Genomic DNA, 15,926 nt, shown 5'->3' with positions numbered 1-15,926 from the left:
GTACATTCTGCACATTATGAAGTAGATTTTAACAGGAGAGGCTAGAGGCTAGGATAAGAAATAATCTCGCAACCAAATATAAAAAATCTTTTCCTCCTACACCCTTATACCCTTACACCCCTACATCCTGTTTCCAGCTAGACGCTAAAATAAACCCATCACTACCAGATGCAGTCATCTCCTCATGTCCCTCGCCAAAGAACTAGACACTCCTCAAGCAACCCCAGAAGATGTTATCTTTCCTCCAGGTGATTTATACAGCGACGAACCTCCCTTGGAAACAGAACTGCATCTAGAGCAGATTATGCTCTTACTCAAATGTCTAAAGTGGTTGTGGCGAGACAGAAACGATTTCTACGCGGCTGGAAATCTAACTATTTACTACAGTTGGAATAAACGCAAAGATGAACACTTCCGGGGGCCAGATTTTTTTGTCGTGCTGGATACAGAGCGTCGAACTCGCAAAAGTTGGGTTGTTTGGGAAGAAGAAGGGAAATATCCTAACGTAATTTTAGAGATTCTTTCAGAATCAACGGCGAAAACCGATAAAGATTTAAAGAAAAAACTATACCAAAATACTTTCCGCACACCTGATTATTTTTGGTTCGACCCAGAAACTCAAGAATTTGCTGGATTTCATTTAGTTGATGGTCAATACCAAACCCTAGAACCCAATGCTCAAGGACATTTGTGGAGTCAGCAGTTGGGTTTATACTTGGGGATTCATGAAGGACTATTGCGATTTTTTACTCCAGTCGGTCTATTAGTTCCAACGCCAGAAGAAGCCGCCGAATTTGAACGTCAGCAAAAAGAACTAGCGCAAGCACGAGCCGAAAAGTTAGCAGCGAAACTGCGGGAATTAAATATTGACCCAGAAACAATTGATTAATCGGGAATAGGTGATAGGTTACAGGTGATAGTAAAGGTTACTGGGCGACTTGTACCGAGCGTTCGCGCAGCGTCTCCGTCAGGAGAAGTCGAGGTAAGTCGAAGTACACCCTTACACCCCTAATTTTGATTATTATGCGAACGATCGCCGAAATTAACGAGAAAATCAGCCGCCAGCGTGCAGTAGTTTTAACAGTTGAAGAAGTCAAAGCCAGAGTTGTAGAAGTTGGTGTCAGCAAAGTTGCCAAGGAAGTTGATGTGATTACCACCGGCACATTTGAGCCAATGGAGTCTAGTGGTGCGATTCTTAATCTCGGACACACTGACCCCCCGATTAAAATTCGCCGTTGTTGGATAGATGGCGTACCTGCATATACAGGTTTTGGGGCGGTAGATTTATACTTGGGTGCTAGTTGTGCCGTGGAGACGATGGACGGTGAGGAAATCCGCGAACGTGGCGGTGGTCATGTGATTGAAGATTTGATTGCCGGGAAACAAGTACAAGTCAGGGCGCAAGGACAAGTTACAGATTGTTATCCACGGGCAACATTTGAAACTACCATTACCCGTGACACTATCAATCAATTTTATTTATTTAATCCGCGTAACCTTTATCAAAATTTTATCGTGGGTGTGAATGGTGGCGATCGCCCACTTTTTACTTATCTCGGCCCTTTACAACCTCATCTTGGTAACGCCGTCTACTCTAACCCTGGGGCAATTTCTCCCCTATTTAACGACCCCGATTTGCAACTCATTGGCATTGGGACACGGATTTTCTTAGGTGGCGGTATCGGCTATATCGCTTGGGAAGGAACGCAACACTTCCCCTTACAAAAGCGGTTAGCTAATCGTACACCCATTGGCCCGGCTGCTACCTTAGCCTTAATTGGTGATGCTAAACAAATGTCAGCCAGTTGGGTACGTGGTTGCTACTTTAAAAGTTATGGCCCTTCGTTGATGTTGGGTGTGGGGATACCATTCCCCGTATTAAACGAAACTGTCGTTGAACACTGTGCAGTGCAGGATAAAGATTTAGTCGCGCCCATCGTCGATTTTTCCATTCCCCGGCGCGTGCGTCCGACCTTTGGGTTGGTGAGTTACGCCCAACTGAAATCCGGGCGACTCACCATTGAAAATAAAACTGTGCGTGCTGCACCTTTAGCTAGTATGTCCTTATCTCGGCAAGTCGCCCTAGAGTTAAAACAATGGATTGCAGCTGGCACTTTTACCCTCACAGAACCAGTCGCCCCCATTCCAATGGAGCGATCATTTTTGCCCCAAGATCGTTGGACAGATTTTTAGTTTTGAGTGCTGAGTGCTGAGTGCTGAGTACTAAGAGTCAGTAATTCAGCTTTATTTAGTACCGCAGGCACTCTCTTAACTCAGCACTCAGCACTTTCAACTCAGCACTACTCTTGCGGTGGCTTTTGTTTTTTAATGGGCTTAGGAACTGGAGCAGATGATTTTGGCAGAGGTTTGGACACTGCTGAGGCTTCACCGCCGCCGATCTTTTTGACTGGACGTGGGCTGGAACTGTCTCCAGGGCTACGTCTGGGCGGGAATGGTCGGCGACCACCGCCACCACCACCACCACGGAAACCACCAGGGCCACCTCTTTGGGGTGGTCGGCGTTTTTTGGGTAAATCCGCGATCGCTTCTGCTGTTTCTATGGCTAATAAGTCACCATCTCGTTTGACTTGGAAATCCCAAAACTTGCCCACAGCTTTAGTCGCTAGGACACCTTTGAGTTTTAATTTAAAGTATTTGGGTTTTTCATCTTGTTTGCGAGCAGCCTGCTTAATTTTGACAACTAAATTTTTGTCATCAAAAGATTGGTAAACTACTTCGCCACGCACAGAAAAACCACCATCGGGAATATCTGATGAAGCTTTAATGTCGCTTTTATCTGTTACAGCAGCATCGGCTTGAGGCAATTCATCATCGGCCGAATCTTGTGCTTGCTGTTTGGCTAAATTTTCGGGTTCCCATACACCCACAATTTGCAGATGTAAGGCATCGGTTTCTTGCTTAGTACGGGGATAAACTACCCAGAGGTGATTTTTTTCTAAATCAAGGTGATTCTTGACTAAGCTCATAATTCGACCGAGGAGAACAGCTTGGATTTCCACACCATCCGCAGTCAGGAGCGTACCTTGAGTAAACTGTTCACTGCTTGCAATGTAGCGACCCCGGACTAATCCGATCGCTCTGTACTGCATTGGTTCGCTGGGTGGTGGAATTGGTTGCTGTCGATTGGCTAAATGAGCATCGTTGGCAATCTCACTAGGATCAGTAGACGAATTTTCCGATTCAGAAACAGTAGCTACTACTGTTGTGACATCAAGAGCCGTATCTGTTTCGGTTTCAGGTTGATTGGACTCAGGCAAATTAGAAGATTCAGGCGAAGGCATCAGGTCGGAATTCATAAAAACTCCTTGCGGCGGAGACACATCCCATTGTGGGATTTTACTAAAGCAACTGGAAAGCGCGTTTGTGCGGCTGATGAAAGTATATTGTGTTCCACCAAGACACACGACAACGCCAAATACAATTCCAAAAACGCTAAATTTACATTTATACTCTAAATGTTTAATCTAGCGTCTAGACACTAGTTTCGGAAGCATATCATAGGTAAAACTCTGACGGCTCCCCCTAAAGTCATCAATTACTTTAGCAGTGTAAATAGTTATTTGTTATAAAATTCACAGACAATTGGCGGTATTCCGCAAAGTTTTGGAAATTTTCACTTTCCAATTTGTGTCAATGATAATGTCATTAGAGTTCTGGAGAATTACAAAACTGTGTCTGAAGCTCGTAATCGTTGGATAGTCCGGGTTATCTTGGCATTAGCAGTTCTGATGTTTGTGGGTGTATCTATAGTTCCTATTATTAGCGCATTCAATAGCCCGACATCGACAAACCAGAATGCTGCAAATCCTACAGGTAACTTAGCTTCCTCTGACCAAAAAACAAAATTGCAAGATGAAGTACGGGGTTATGAACTAGTTTTACAACGGGAACCTGAAAATCAAACTGCCCTGAAAGGTTTATTACAAGCACGTTTACAACTTTTAAGCTTGAATCAAGGTGATGTTCAAGGAGTAATAGCCCCTTTAGAAAAACTAGCTAAACTCAATCCTGAAAGATCAGAATATGGAGTCCTCCTCGCTCAAGCCAAACAGCAAATTGGCGATAAAGAAGGAGCTGCCCAAGCATATCGCACAATTTTGGATACTAAACCAGGCGATTTAAAAGCTTTACAAGGTATGGTAGCACTGCTCTTAGACCAAAAACGCCCGGAAGCTGCGATCGGTCTATTACAAGAAACTTTAAATAATGCTACCCAAGCTAATACCATTCAACCGGGAAGTGTGAATGTAGTTGCTGTGCAAGTGCTACTAGGCAATGTCTATGCAGCCCAAAAACGCTTTCCTCAAGCGATGAATGTCTATGACCAAGCGATTAAAAAAGATCCCAAGGATTTTCGCCCGGTCTTAGCTAAAGCCATGCTGTTGAAGGAACAAGGCAAAACAACCGAAGCTAAACCTTTGTTTAGTAATGCAGCCAGTTTAGCGCCTGCCCAATACCGAGACGAAATTAACAAAGCTGCAACCGCTTCCCCAACTCCTCCGCCTGCTGCATCTGCCCCACCTGCACCTGCAAGTACTCCCAAACCTTAAAATATTGGGTGGTTTAAGATAACTGTAAAAAATAAATGTTTTGGGGTTTCTCTGGCAGGAACCCCTAATAAATGCAAAAATTCCAATCTGAAGAGATAAATGGCACGCCCACCCATTCACCCAGGAGAAATTCTTGGGGATGAAATCACAGAACTTGGTATGACCGCAAGTGATTTAGGGGAGCATCCCACTTTTTTGTATGTCATTGCGAACGCAACGAAGTGAAGTGAAGCAATCGCAAAGTCTCGCACTAAGAACAAAACCATGCGATTGCTTCGTCGTCCCTCCTCTCTGCGAGACGCTACGCGAACGCAATGACTTTTATTCTTTAGTTGCTAAATAAAAACTGGGATGCACCCGTGATTTAGCTCGTGTTCTCCATGTTCCTAAAAACCGGATTACCGAAATCATCAACGGAAAAAGAGGGATAACAGCTGATACAGCTTTACGATTAGGTCAATATTTTGGAACTGGTGGAGAATTTTGGCTAAATCTTCAGAAGAACTATGAGTTGAGGTTAGCTGAACAAACTGTAGGCTAGGAAATTCAAGAAAATATAGCAATCCTAAAATTCAAGAAAATATAGCAATTCTAAATGATATACCAACATCTCTCTACCTTGTCTCCTTTATCTACCTTGTCTACCTTGTCTCTTTTGTTCATTTCTCAAATAGGACTGCTATATGAATATTAAGAATTACCGCGCTTGTTAATTCAACGCTATCAAGTGCGATTGATTATTTTTTCTCCAGATGAGGAGGCGATTATCCAATGGCAAAAGTAGAACAATATCGACAACTTATTCAAGAGCTTTTACAAGCTTATAGCGAAATTAAAGCTAGTAATGAAGAAGTAGACGCTGAAGTTATTTTTGATCAAGAGCGCGATCGCTATCAACTAGTTCATGTCGGCTGGTCTAATAAACGGCGTGTATATGGTTGTGTTTTACACTTAGATATTAAAAACGAAAAAATCTGGATTCAGCACGACGGTACTGAAGGTGGTATTGCTGATGAACTGACTAGCCGAGGTGTGCCTAAACAAGATATTGTCTTGGCTTTTCATTCTCCTTTTAAACGACAATTTACCGAGTTTGCAGTCGGCTAATACCATTTTGAATTGTGAAAGAACTTATTAGTCAGCCTTTCTGCACTCCATCTGTAGATAAATAATTATTTTCCAAATGGTTATTACAAATGACGAAGGACAAATGACAAATGACAACCTTAATTCACCGTCCCTAAATTACTAAAAATTTCAATTAAATTACCATCGGGGTCACGAAAATGAGCGGTGCGGAGTCCCCAAGCTGGACGGTCTAAAGGTTGGGTGACAATTACAACGTTGCGTTCTTTGAGTTTTTCGTATACTTCATCAACGTTATCAACGGCAAAAATCAAAGCCATTTTATTATGACAATCTGAGGCTGAAGGTAAATAAGCACTGGGAATTGCTTCAGCCATGAAATCTTTTCTAAATAAGGCTAATTTGAGGTTATCTCCAGTGTGTAACTCAGCATAGCCACTATTTTCATCCCCCCAATCAATCCAAAAGCCCAATACGTCACGGTAGAAGAAGAAACAATCTTTATAGTTGTTTACTAACAGCCTGATATGTGTTAATTGAAGCATGATAAATATGATGTCTATTAGTGAATATATAGCCGTAGTCACTGAGGTTAGCACAGTATTAATTTCTTAAGACCTTGAATTTAACTGGTTAATACTCAGCACTCAGCACTCAGCACTTTGCTTGACTAACTGTGTATTCTCGGCTCTGGATGCAAGTTTACCAGGATATCGCTTTCAACAATTGCTAACTCATCAAGTCTTTGCTGAACAATTTCACGTTCAAAGTAAGTGTCTGCTAAAACCCAGTATGTACCAAAGTGTCTGGCTTCTGATGCCATTAAGCCTTTATAAAATTTCGCTAATTCTGGTTCAGGACAATGTGTGGCTAATAGTCCTAGTCTTTCGTGACTGCGGGCTTCTATTAAGCCGGTGACGAGTAAGGAATCTAAAAAACGGTCTGGTTCGTTGGGACGGACTGCGGCTTTCAAACCTGCACCATAAGGAGGCGGCGATAAGGGTGCAAGGGGGATGTTGCGACGTTCTAGCCACTGGTTGACGAGTTCAAAGTGTTCTAATTCTTCACGGGCGATCGCAGTTAATTCCCTAACCATTTTAGTATTAGAAGGATAGCGAAACATGAAATTTAACGCCACCCCGGCGGCTTTGCGTTCGCAGTGGGAATGGTCAAGCAAAATAATATCTAAATTTGCGATCGCTTGTTCGACCCAAGCATCAGAGGTGGGTTGCTTGAGGGTGTTGATAGTCGGTAATCCAGAAGTAAGCACAGGCTAAAACAATAAAAATGGCAATCCTGCTGAGTATCCCAGCAACTCGATTTTGACATACTCCCCGGCGTGAAAGCACGGGGATTCTAGGCTCAAACAGCGATTGCAGGCGTAGCCCGACTTACATCACCTAACCCGATGGTTCATGCCCCAACCATTTCAATCACTTGAGATGCGTTCTCATCCCTTGCGTTCACGGATTGGCAAGATGGGCAACGCCATTCTCTCATAGATAAATCCAAATCTTCTAGAACATGGCCACAACTAGCACAAGTCTTACTGGATGGATACCACTGGTCGATAAACACAACCAATTTATTTTTCTTCTTAGCAACCCATTCCAGGATTTGTAGAAACTCGCCAAACGCCAGATCCGATATTTTCCTACCCCAAAGACGTTGCATTCCCTTGAGAATCAAATATGTAGGCGAAGAATAACAAATTTCTATTGAATCTTGACAAAATTTTAAGTAAATCACCAAAGCATAGTAATTTTCCTATGTTGTTACAGAAACATTGTGGTTGAAGTTTATCAATCCTACTTTCCTAGGAGAAATTATCTATATGCTTTGGTGCTTTTTTAGCGGATATTTCCGCCATAAGGGTAAAAGTAAAGGGCTTATAAAGAATATAATAGCCCTTTAGAAATTACTGTATCAGCCCGCACAATTTTTCGAGATTACTGAATAAATTTTGTCTAGCGATCCCCATGTCAAGAAAATTGTATATTTTCACCAACTTTGCCTGATTAATTATCGTGAATTCTTTGTATCGATTCATAACTAAATACAAAATTTTACCAAGCAATTGGTTGGCGATCGCGGAAAAATCCTCCAGTAGAACCATCATCTGGAAGGGTTACCAGCCATACGATTGTGTCAACGCCTTGTTCTGGTGTACGTGGTGCATTTGCGCCACCCATATCAGTTTTTACCCAACCAGGACAAACAGAATTAACTAATATATTTGTGCCAGTTAATTCACTAGCAAAAATTCGGGTGACGGCATTTAAAGCTGTTTTAAAAATACGGTATCCAGGGAAACCTCCCTCCATATCTGTTAACTGTCCCATCCCTGAAGAAACATTCACTATTCGTCCATAATTATGTTCTTTCATTAAGGTAATTAATGCTTGAGTAACACGCACTACACCAAAAACATTTGTATCAATTATTGTGTTAGAGCAATTGATAGTGTAGCGATCGCTGATCCTATGATGACACGGTTAGCGATACCTCCGATAAGCTTCCCTAACGCCTGTCTTTCTGTTTGTAAAATATATAAAAGCAAAAAGTAATTCTTTGTATACTAAACATTATTCATAATCAAAAAATCAATTACCAAATTCTTCCCAAATTCAAAACAAAACCATTTAAAATATCTTCCCCTGATACTGTAACAGGAGATTCCAAAAGCTCAAATTCCTTACCTTGTCTATAAATTTCTACCTGACGAGATTTACGATTAATTAATAAACCTAACCGCACACCATTGTCTATATATTCCCTCATCTTTTCCTGTGCAACCTTCAAACTATCACTTGGGGAAAGTAACTCAATTACAAAATCAGGACAAATAGGAGGGAACTTTTCTTTTTCTACATCTGTTAAAGTATTCCATCTTGACAACTTTATCCAAGCAGCATCAGGAGAACGGTCTGCACCATTAGGTAATTTAAAACAAGTAGAAGAATCAAAAGCTATGCCAGTACCATCAGCATCAGTCCAATTCATTACTTGTTGAGTAATTCTCGCATTTTTATTACCGGTTTCTCCTCCCGTAGGCGGCATAATAATTAATTCTCCAGTTGCGCTGCGTTCAAATTTCAAGTCCTTATTTGCTTGACATAGATTAAAAAATTGCTCATCTGTCAGTTCCAATACTGGTTTGAGATTGACTGTAAAAGCATTCATAGCAATATTCCAGATTAAATATTAAAGCAGCAATTATATTCGCCTTAGATACTATTCTATATTCCATTACCCCGTTGGCAACAAGCGATCGCACCTCTCCACAATCCTAAATGCGATCGCTCGTCTTCAACAGAGTAAAATACACTTTATTTTCAGTATTCAATTCTCCAGCCTACGAATGCGAATTGCTGTTGGTGAAATAACAGTAAAAGCTCCCAGTAATTCAGAGTGGTGTTGATTAATAGCATTGGCAATAATCTCTGATTTGCTGATTGTAGATAACCCTGCTAATCGAGTTAAGATAACACCTGATGCAATACGACGTAAGCGGAAAACTAACTCACCAAAATCTTTGTCTGATGTTAATAATATTGCTTCTTCTTGGTTAGCCAAATCCAGCACTACATCATCTGAAATTCCTGGCTCCATTTCAGCAACGTACCACACTAAATGGCCATCTTGACGCAAACGCTCAACAATCGGCCAATCTAAATTCTCGTCTGCTAGAAACTTCAAGAAACGTTCTCAACAATCGGATAAATCACATCATATCGTAAAGCCTCAGCCGCAAATGCCAAAGCTGCTTGAATTGCTTCGCGTGTTAGTCGCGGATGTGATTCTAATATTTGTTCTGGGGTTTCACCAGCAGCTAATTTTTCTAGAATTAACTCAACAGTGATGCGCGTACCTGCAATTACAGGTTTACCCATCATTACTTTTGGGTCGGATACAACTATTTGTTTAAGCGGTTTTTGCATTGTATTGGCTCATTGCTTGCTTTCTATATCATGCCATTAATAACTTACGATACTTAATGTAAGCTAATGCTTGTATGGCTAAATGCGTGATACCTATCGTAAGATACACAACATATACTAAACGCATTGAGTAATTACAATAATAAACCAGATATCAAATACTGTTTTTAGATAAAATATACTGTTTGTGCAATTGAGTGTATCTTCTCTACTATGTCTAACAGCGATCGCACTCCACATTCCCAAACGCGATCGCTGATTCTATGATGACACTGTTAGCGATCGCCTGTATGGAGAGATGAGCGATACCTCCGGTAAGCTTCGCTAACGCACTCCACATTCTCAAACGCGATCGCCTGTTTTTCTAGATGAGCGATACCTACAGTAAGCTACCGTTAAAAATGTCAAAGTATAAAATTATTGTATAATTATGATGCCAACTTATTTACTCTTCTTTAGTTTATAAATTTGCGTTATAATTTTGATTGGAATCCGGCCAAAGAAAAACAAAATATTAGTAAACATCAACTCAATTTTCGTTTAGCATCAACTGTTTTTCGTGATCAATATCAGTTAAGTTTATATGATGAGGAACATAGTGATTATGAAGACAGATGGATTACGATAGGTTTAGATGAAACGGGTATTTTAAGGGTTGTTATTCATACTTTTGAACAAACAGATGAAGATTCCTGCTTAATTCGTATTATTTCAGCACGGAAAGCAAATTTTAATGAGCAGCAGTGTTATCAAGGCAGAAAACTATGAAAGCGGAATATGATTTTTCACAAGCTGAACAAGGTAAGTTTTATCATCCTGATGCAACGTTTCATTATCCGATTTACCTTGAACCAGATGTTGATAATTTTTTAAATAAAATTGCTCAAGAGAAAAATATTGATGTGCAAATTTTAGTCAATGAATGGTTGAGAAATAATATTAAATTAATTGAAAGTATTCAGTAAAAGCAATAAAGGCAATTACACTCGATAACACTCCCAAAGCGCGACGCACTCCCCATTTCCAAAAGCGATCGCTGATCCTATGATGATAAGGTTAGCGATACCTCCGATAAGCTTCCCTAACGCCTGTCTTTCTGTTTGTAAAATATATAAAAGCAAAAAGTAATTCTTTGTATACTAAACCTAGAGTCAAAAAATTATAGTTATAAATTTTATGTCTAGCTATCAAGAAGTATTACAACAAGCTCAAACTTTAACTCCTGAAGAACAAATACGCTTAATTGAAGATTTATCCAGCTTAATTCGTCAACAGGTAACAATGATATCTAAACCAAAGCGTAGCATTTTAGAATTGCGTGGGTTGGGTAAAGAAATCTGGAATGGTGTTGATGCTCAAGAATATGTTAATCACGAACGCGATTCATGGAATATCATTTTTTGTGACGAATGACGCACGTTTACCTTCGTTGCCAGGGTTATCAGTGTTAGTGTTAGAGCAATTGATAGTATAGCGATCGCTGATTCTATGATGATAAGGTTAGCATCGCCTGTTTGCTATCATGAGCGATTGTAACGTAAAAATTTCTAGAGCGATCGCCTGTAGAAAAATATGAACATGATTTATATTTTTTTAATCACCTAAGCAGAGATCAAACGCTGTTTTGGTTCAGGAATGTGACGACCTAATTCTTGAGCAGTTTCAATCCATTCCTGCATAATAATTTCTACATTTTGTAGTGCTTCTTGATAAGTTTCACCATCAGCAGCACATCCAGGTAATTCTGGTACTTCTGCTATAAATGCTTGGTCTTCTTCACTCCAATAGAGATTAATTTCATAACGCAGATTCATCTTGTTCTCCTAGTTCATATTTGAGAATTACTTCACGCACTTGCTTGACCTGATAAGCTTTAGCTTTTCCTTGTTTGGGCTGAAGATTCAAGATTTCCTCTATACCATCTTTTGTATATATATGATGGCTACCGCGAATGCGCTCATCAAACCCTAGTTTAATTAGTAGTTGACACAACTGCTCAAAGGCAATGTTTTTATCTGATGTTCCTGATAATATCTTAGCCAGTAGTTTATCTATTTGACTCATTATTTACCATAAGCGATCGCATCTCATAACTCATAGCAAATTTGATATTTCGTAGCAAGTTGAGTTTTGGTTTTGTAAAATCAACACATAACACCATTAACTCATTAAACTGATTACCTTTGCCACTGCTGCTGCTTGTTCAGGATATAGTTGCGCTAGATATTCGCACACCTCATAGGCAGAATCGAGGTAATAGGCACAAGGAATTAACATTTTCTTGAAATTAGGGAAATCACCTATCTGTACAAGCAATGAAGCAATTTGTAGAAGTTGTCTGTTTCGATCTGTAAGAATAGCCTCTGTTGTCCTCAGAGCTTTTTCACCTAATCCTGCTAATACTTGTATAGCAGCAATTATCTTAAGCGATTCCATTCGCTGTTGTTGGTCGTCTATTTTGTCTTTAGTTTTAAGACTAGCTTCGAGAGTCGTGACTTTTTCTTGTTTATTGTATTGCTCTTTAGCAATCATCCAAAATGCTCTCATTCGCTGCCAGCTATCTTCAATTTCATCTGTAATCTTAAGTGCGGTTCGCATATCTCCCATTTCTGCGAAAGCTGCTACTATTGACACTAGATTTACATCTCGCCGATTTCCACTTTCTCTTGCCAACCTCAGCAGATTGTTAATTCTTACTTGTGCGGTTTCATAATCAATCAGAGATTCTAATACAACTTCTGTGCAGATAATATTTATCGGTTTACCTTCTATAAAACTTTGTACGTCCGATATATACGGTAGGTTTTGTGAAGCACTAAAAAGAGTGTTTAGTGCTTCTTCCCTCTGTCCAGATTTTTCCTGTAACCTAGCTATAGTTTCTAGAACTTGGGATTTAGTCGAAGTCGAATAAGATTTTATGCTTTGAGCAGTTTTACACGCAGATGCAAAATATTTTACTCTGGCCTGTGCTAGAGCTATAAATTTGAAGCTTTGTATATGTTCCCATTCCTTTGTAATCTTATGTGCAGTTTGAATGGCTTGCTCAAAAATTTTTTTTGCATCATCTTCTTTTTCCACCTGTGCTAACATTTCTGCTACTCTCGCTAGGGCGGTTGATCGTTGCCAGAAATTATGAATAGTTAATGCAATTTGATGAGCTATACTGATGGTATTTGTTGCTTCCTGTTTTGATAATGCTTTAATTTGTACTTCTGCTATGCCTGCTAATGTTCTTGCTTGTAAAAAAGCCAATTCATATTGTTCATACACTTTTGCCATTTGAAGAGCAGTGGCAAAAGTTGTCCTTGCTGCTAAATTTTGACCTAATTTCGCTTGTTCCTGCGCTATGATACCCTGAACTGTTGCTCGTCTATCTGAATTATTAATCCTAGCCGCATAATCAAGAGCTTCATCATATTGTTGTTTATCTGAGTGCAAAACTGCGATTCTAAATAAGATTTCATTTTTATCGGATTCTGCGTGTACCGCTTCATCTAATCTATTCTTAATTTTTATTAATTCATCATCTCTATTGGCTTCATTTTCAATTTCTTCATTATCTTCAATAGTCGATTTAGAAAAGTTTCCTCCCGTTTTAATAGCCTCTATCTTCCTCTCTAAATTTTCTAATTGAGGATTAGTATCCGATGAATTGCTTATTTTTGTGGCTGAATCATAAGCTTCAGTAAAAGTCGCTAACATTTCTTGCTGATACCCAACTTCTCCTTGTGTTTCTCCTATCATAATCATTGTCTCCAACCAATCATGGCTAGGAAAATACATTTGGTTAATTTCTAGGGCTTTGTCAAAAGTAGCTGCTGCTTTTATATCCCCTTTCTGTCTCTGTGCCTTTGCTATACTAGCCAATTGCCATATTTTTTTTTGTATATCTGAGTTAATTTTTAATGTAGTATCAATAGCCGCAGTAAATTGATCAAAACCACTGAGATACATAGACAGAAAGTGTCTATAGCGATCATTTAATAGTTTCTGTTCTAAAACCTCACAAATACTATGACTTATTTCAAAATTATGAGCAAGAAAGTATGCAGCAAAATCACATAGCCAATCAGCATCTCCCTGGATATCGAAACGTGGTATTTCCTTCTGCTGCAATCGCTCCAATGTTGCTATTGCCTCTTTTAATTTGCCTGTATCCTTCAATTCCCATGCTAGTAGCAGATACCACAAGACACATGGCTCAATTTCATAAAAATCCGCCCTTGCTAAGGCACGGTTTAAACTACCTTTCCGCAGTGCATCTAAGGGGGACTCTTGCGAAGTTGTCTCTACTAACTGCTGTGCATGAATCAATAGGAACTCTGCCATTTCACCTGCTTTGTCTTCTTCAGCCGCACCAAGTAAAGCAATCTGAATGGTTTTGAAAGCTAAATCTGGCTCATCAGGTAAATTTTCCTGCTGGCAAGATGCAAAAGCTTTATTTCTTGCGATCGCATACAAATCTTCCCACTGCTTTTTATCTTGCAAGTGTTCAGCATAGTGCCGCAACGCATAAAAACTCTGGTTTTCCTGCCAGCAACTACAGTAGTTAATCAAATCTTCTAAAGCATCTTCGGCATCATCACCCAACTCATTTGCAAAAGTTTTTCCCAGCAATGGGTGTGCAAAAGCATAAAGTTTGTCTTCAGCAATTTTCATCCAGCGTGTCACTTGCCAGCACTGTTGTAACTGCCTTAAATGGCGATCACGCATTCCTGTAATTTCCTTGACATCCTCTTTTTCAAGAGTCCCTTTCGCCACCGCCAGCAGTGCAAAAAATTGCCAACGCTGATCAGGTAATTCCAATTTGTCTAAGCGTTGTAGCTGCTGCTTTATATACTGCTCAAATCCTTTTGGCGTTTGTGCTAAAACTTCCCCTATATCCTTTCCTTGTTTTGCTGTATAACTTAAATCTTCAATCAGGTATTTGAGGTAGAGAGGAAAGCCTTGTGTAATTTCATCAAGTTGCTTAACAAAATGAATATCATCTGCGAATATTGCTAACTCACCCTCACCAGCTTGTTTTAACCAATCTGCGATCGCTTCATTAGGTAATCGGTTAAGAGGAATAACTTCTCCATTATCTATCCAAGCATCTAGGTATTCTGGTTTTTCTCCCTCTTCTGCTCTTGCTGAAGCAATCACAAATACATTTTCCGGTAGAGGAGTGGGAAAAGGTGGCTCAAAGGGATTTTCAGCTTCATCTAAACTATCTAGAACAATGACTAAAGGTTTATCTTTAAGTGCGGCATATTCTCCTAAGATGTCATAAATTGTATGCCACAACTCTTGTTCATCATTTGGTACTTGCTGATATCTAAATTCTTCGTAGTAAGTATAAAGCTGTTGCAGCAGGTGGCGATAAGCATTTTTTACAGAGCGCGTCACATCATATCGCTGACTAAAGAAATGGTAAGCGATAAAATATTCTTTGTTCTGCTGTAACTTCACCCAGTTTGCTAGTAGTGCTGTTTTACCAAAACCTGCACCACTTATCAAAAGTCTGAACCCACTGGAATTTTCACTTAAAAATTTGTCAAGTTTTTTAACTTCTTCAGAGCGTCCAACGAAAAATTGTATATATTCTTTGATAATTTGCTCAACTTCATCAACAATCTCCCTGTCAGTTGCTTTTCTATTTTCACCAAAATTTGCTTCTAAAATGCTTTCAATTATGCGTGCTTTCTCGATTGGAAAATTTGCAACTTCTTTAAGAATGTCCCGATAATCCTTAATGTCCTTATCTTTATCAAAATTAAACTTCCCTTGAATTATTTCTTTATGTCCACTACCTCTATTATTTTTCTTTTCTGTCAAAATATAAATTATTAATCTATTATACTTTTGGTACAATTTATCGTTATCATCTGCAAATTTTTCTAAAGTCTCTTTAATCTTCTTATTATCAGATGTTGATGTGATCTGAAAAGCTACTCTTGCAGTTTCATCTCCTAAATCAATACCTTTATAGTTCTTTTTTTTTGTATAGTTAAGATTTTCAAGGTGTTTATAGCCATAAATCTCAGAAAACAGATGTATCAAAATAGTTTCAGCAACTTTATTAGAGTCTGTTTTATCCATTGCTATACCAGTCTTAATCCAATCTCGGAAGCGTAACATTAACTCTCTAATTCTATTTTGTGATTTTTCTAAATTCATATTTATTTAAATTAATTATAGCAATCCTAAATCAGTTATGAGAAAACACCATAGGTATGGAGTTTGGGAAAGTCAAAAATTTGACCGTGAATTGCTAGTTCAAATAACGCTTTCACCACAGTAAAAGAATGACAGAAAAAATAAAACTCTCTGATGAATCGTTTGGCGT

General features: G+C 39.3%; 18 protein-coding genes and 3 pseudogenes. 8 read left to right on the top strand and 13 right to left on the bottom strand.

The genetic code is table 11. From position 1 onward, the window contains the following. Positions 1-184: 184 nt before the first annotated feature. Positions 185-889 (top strand): Uma2 family endonuclease, encoded by a 705-nt coding sequence (locus tag H6G28_RS09455; protein WP_190670427.1) that lies wholly within the window; start codon positions 185-187, stop codon positions 887-889. Between the two features lie 134 nt (positions 890-1,023). Beyond that, positions 1,024-2,193 carry a homocysteine biosynthesis protein gene (locus tag H6G28_RS09450; RefSeq protein WP_190670426.1) on the top strand — a complete coding sequence of 390 codons (1,170 nt, stop codon included), beginning with the start codon at positions 1,024-1,026 and terminating at the stop codon, positions 2,191-2,193. Between the two features lie 107 nt (positions 2,194-2,300). Here the strand turns inward: H6G28_RS09450 and patR are convergent, their stop codons facing one another. Beyond that, a complete protein-coding gene (gene patR / locus H6G28_RS09445) occupies positions 2,301-3,317 on the bottom strand; it encodes a heterocyst master regulator PatR (protein WP_190593260.1) in 1,017 nt (338 codons plus the stop codon). A 375-nt stretch (positions 3,318-3,692) separates the two neighbouring features. Between patR and H6G28_RS09440 the strand changes: the two genes are divergently transcribed. From H6G28_RS09440 to H6G28_RS09430, 3 genes are all read left to right on the top strand, one after another. Next, positions 3,693-4,571, top strand: coding sequence for a tetratricopeptide repeat protein (locus H6G28_RS09440; RefSeq protein WP_190670424.1), 879 nt, complete (start codon positions 3,693-3,695; stop codon positions 4,569-4,571). Positions 4,572-4,917: 346 nt separating this feature from the next. After that, entirely contained in the window at positions 4,918-5,112 is a 195-nt protein-coding gene (locus H6G28_RS09435) for a HigA family addiction module antitoxin (protein ID WP_190593287.1), read from the top strand. Positions 5,113-5,342: 230 nt separating this feature from the next. Beyond that, complete coding sequence (locus H6G28_RS09430; protein WP_190670423.1) at positions 5,343-5,678, top strand: XisI protein; 336 nt, start codon at positions 5,343-5,345, stop codon at positions 5,676-5,678. A gap of 119 nt (positions 5,679-5,797) precedes the next feature. Here H6G28_RS09430 and H6G28_RS09425 read toward each other — a convergent pair whose 3' ends face one another. From H6G28_RS09425 to H6G28_RS37325, 8 genes and pseudogenes are all read right to left on the bottom strand, one after another. Further along, entirely contained in the window at positions 5,798-6,205 is a 408-nt protein-coding gene (locus tag H6G28_RS09425) for a VOC family protein (protein WP_190593286.1), read from the bottom strand. Positions 6,206-6,327: 122 nt separating this feature from the next. Further along, the gene (locus H6G28_RS09420; RefSeq protein ID WP_190670421.1) at positions 6,328-6,927 is read right to left on the bottom strand and encodes a MiaE family protein; all 600 of its coding nucleotides are present in this window, start codon (positions 6,925-6,927) and stop codon (positions 6,328-6,330) included. Between the two features lie 143 nt (positions 6,928-7,070). Then, a pseudogene (locus H6G28_RS09415) lies at positions 7,071-7,346 on the bottom strand (transposase); the annotation flags it as partial. A 377-nt stretch (positions 7,347-7,723) separates the two neighbouring features. Then, positions 7,724-8,098: pseudogene (locus H6G28_RS09410) on the bottom strand (SDR family NAD(P)-dependent oxidoreductase); the annotation flags it as partial. A 166-nt stretch (positions 8,099-8,264) separates the two neighbouring features. Continuing rightward, positions 8,265-8,840: a Uma2 family endonuclease gene (locus tag H6G28_RS09405; protein WP_190670420.1), complete on the bottom strand. Its 576-nt coding sequence runs from the start codon at positions 8,838-8,840 to the stop codon at positions 8,265-8,267. 159 nt (positions 8,841-8,999) lie between these two features. Beyond that, complete coding sequence (locus H6G28_RS09400) at positions 9,000-9,356, bottom strand: DUF5615 family PIN-like protein (RefSeq protein WP_190593255.1); 357 nt, start codon at positions 9,354-9,356, stop codon at positions 9,000-9,002. Continuing rightward, entirely contained in the window at positions 9,353-9,598 is a 246-nt protein-coding gene (locus H6G28_RS09395; protein ID WP_190593254.1) for a DUF433 domain-containing protein, read from the bottom strand. Before H6G28_RS09395 ends, H6G28_RS09400 begins: the two co-directional genes overlap by 4 nt. Before the next feature lie 217 nt (positions 9,599-9,815). Continuing rightward, a complete protein-coding gene (locus H6G28_RS37325; RefSeq protein ID WP_277883224.1) occupies positions 9,816-9,938 on the bottom strand; it encodes a hypothetical protein in 123 nt (40 codons plus the stop codon). Positions 9,939-10,066: 128 nt separating this feature from the next. On the opposite strand from H6G28_RS37325, the gene H6G28_RS09390 reads away from it, so the two are divergent. The 3 genes from H6G28_RS09390 to H6G28_RS09380 all read left to right on the top strand — a co-directional run bounded on the left by H6G28_RS09390 (position 10,067) and on the right by H6G28_RS09380 (position 11,011). Continuing rightward, positions 10,067-10,366 (top strand): BrnT family toxin, encoded by a 300-nt coding sequence (locus tag H6G28_RS09390; protein WP_190593253.1) that lies wholly within the window; start codon positions 10,067-10,069, stop codon positions 10,364-10,366. Further along, on the top strand, positions 10,363-10,563 hold the full coding sequence (locus H6G28_RS09385; protein ID WP_190593252.1) for a phospholipase D-like domain-containing protein: 201 nt from the start codon (positions 10,363-10,365) through the stop codon (positions 10,561-10,563). Before H6G28_RS09390 ends, H6G28_RS09385 begins: the two co-directional genes overlap by 4 nt. A gap of 211 nt (positions 10,564-10,774) precedes the next feature. Continuing rightward, a complete protein-coding gene (locus H6G28_RS09380) occupies positions 10,775-11,011 on the top strand; it encodes a hypothetical protein (RefSeq protein WP_190593251.1) in 237 nt (78 codons plus the stop codon). A 188-nt stretch (positions 11,012-11,199) separates the two neighbouring features. Here H6G28_RS09380 and H6G28_RS09375 read toward each other — a convergent pair whose 3' ends face one another. The 4 genes and pseudogenes from H6G28_RS09375 to H6G28_RS09360 all read right to left on the bottom strand — a co-directional run. After that, on the bottom strand, positions 11,200-11,412 hold the full coding sequence (locus tag H6G28_RS09375; protein ID WP_190593250.1) for a type II toxin-antitoxin system HicB family antitoxin: 213 nt from the start codon (positions 11,410-11,412) through the stop codon (positions 11,200-11,202). Next, a complete protein-coding gene (locus H6G28_RS09370; RefSeq protein WP_190593249.1) occupies positions 11,396-11,662 on the bottom strand; it encodes a type II toxin-antitoxin system HicA family toxin in 267 nt (88 codons plus the stop codon). Before H6G28_RS09370 ends, H6G28_RS09375 begins: the two co-directional genes overlap by 17 nt. Before the next feature lie 96 nt (positions 11,663-11,758). Continuing rightward, entirely contained in the window at positions 11,759-15,757 is a 3,999-nt protein-coding gene (locus H6G28_RS09365; RefSeq protein ID WP_190670419.1) for an SMEK domain-containing protein, read from the bottom strand. Positions 15,758-15,792: 35 nt separating this feature from the next. Next, a pseudogene (locus tag H6G28_RS09360) lies at positions 15,793-15,926 on the bottom strand (IS630 family transposase); the annotation flags it as partial.

Source organism: Nostoc sp. FACHB-190 (genome assembly GCF_014696905.1).
Classification (GTDB): Bacteria; Cyanobacteriota; Cyanobacteriia; order Cyanobacteriales; family Nostocaceae; genus Nostoc_B.
The sequence above is the reverse complement of the archived record's forward strand: the minus strand, read 5'-3'. Positions and strand labels throughout refer to the sequence as shown.

Coding starts and splice junctions, on each gene's coding strand:
- H6G28_RS09455 (WP_190670427.1), top strand. CDS start 185: ATGTCCCTCGCCAAAGAACTAGACACTCCTCAAGCAACCCCAGAAGAT.
- H6G28_RS09450 (WP_190670426.1), top strand. CDS start 1,024: ATGCGAACGATCGCCGAAATTAACGAGAAAATCAGCCGCCAGCGTGCA.
- patR (WP_190593260.1), bottom strand. CDS start 3,317: ATGAATTCCGACCTGATGCCTTCGCCTGAATCTTCTAATTTGCCTGAG.
- H6G28_RS09430 (WP_190670423.1), top strand. CDS start 5,343: ATGGCAAAAGTAGAACAATATCGACAACTTATTCAAGAGCTTTTACAA.
- H6G28_RS09405 (WP_190670420.1), bottom strand. CDS start 8,840: ATGAATGCTTTTACAGTCAATCTCAAACCAGTATTGGAACTGACAGAT.
- H6G28_RS09395 (WP_190593254.1), bottom strand. CDS start 9,598: ATGCAAAAACCGCTTAAACAAATAGTTGTATCCGACCCAAAAGTAATG.
- H6G28_RS37325 (WP_277883224.1), bottom strand. CDS start 9,938: ATGTGGAGTGCGTTAGCGAAGCTTACCGGAGGTATCGCTCATCTCTCC.
- H6G28_RS09385 (WP_190593252.1), top strand. CDS start 10,363: ATGAAAGCGGAATATGATTTTTCACAAGCTGAACAAGGTAAGTTTTAT.
- H6G28_RS09380 (WP_190593251.1), top strand. CDS start 10,775: ATGTCTAGCTATCAAGAAGTATTACAACAAGCTCAAACTTTAACTCCT.
- H6G28_RS09375 (WP_190593250.1), bottom strand. CDS start 11,412: ATGAATCTGCGTTATGAAATTAATCTCTATTGGAGTGAAGAAGACCAA.
- H6G28_RS09370 (WP_190593249.1), bottom strand. CDS start 11,662: ATGAGTCAAATAGATAAACTACTGGCTAAGATATTATCAGGAACATCA.
- H6G28_RS09365 (WP_190670419.1), bottom strand. CDS start 15,757: ATGAATTTAGAAAAATCACAAAATAGAATTAGAGAGTTAATGTTACGC.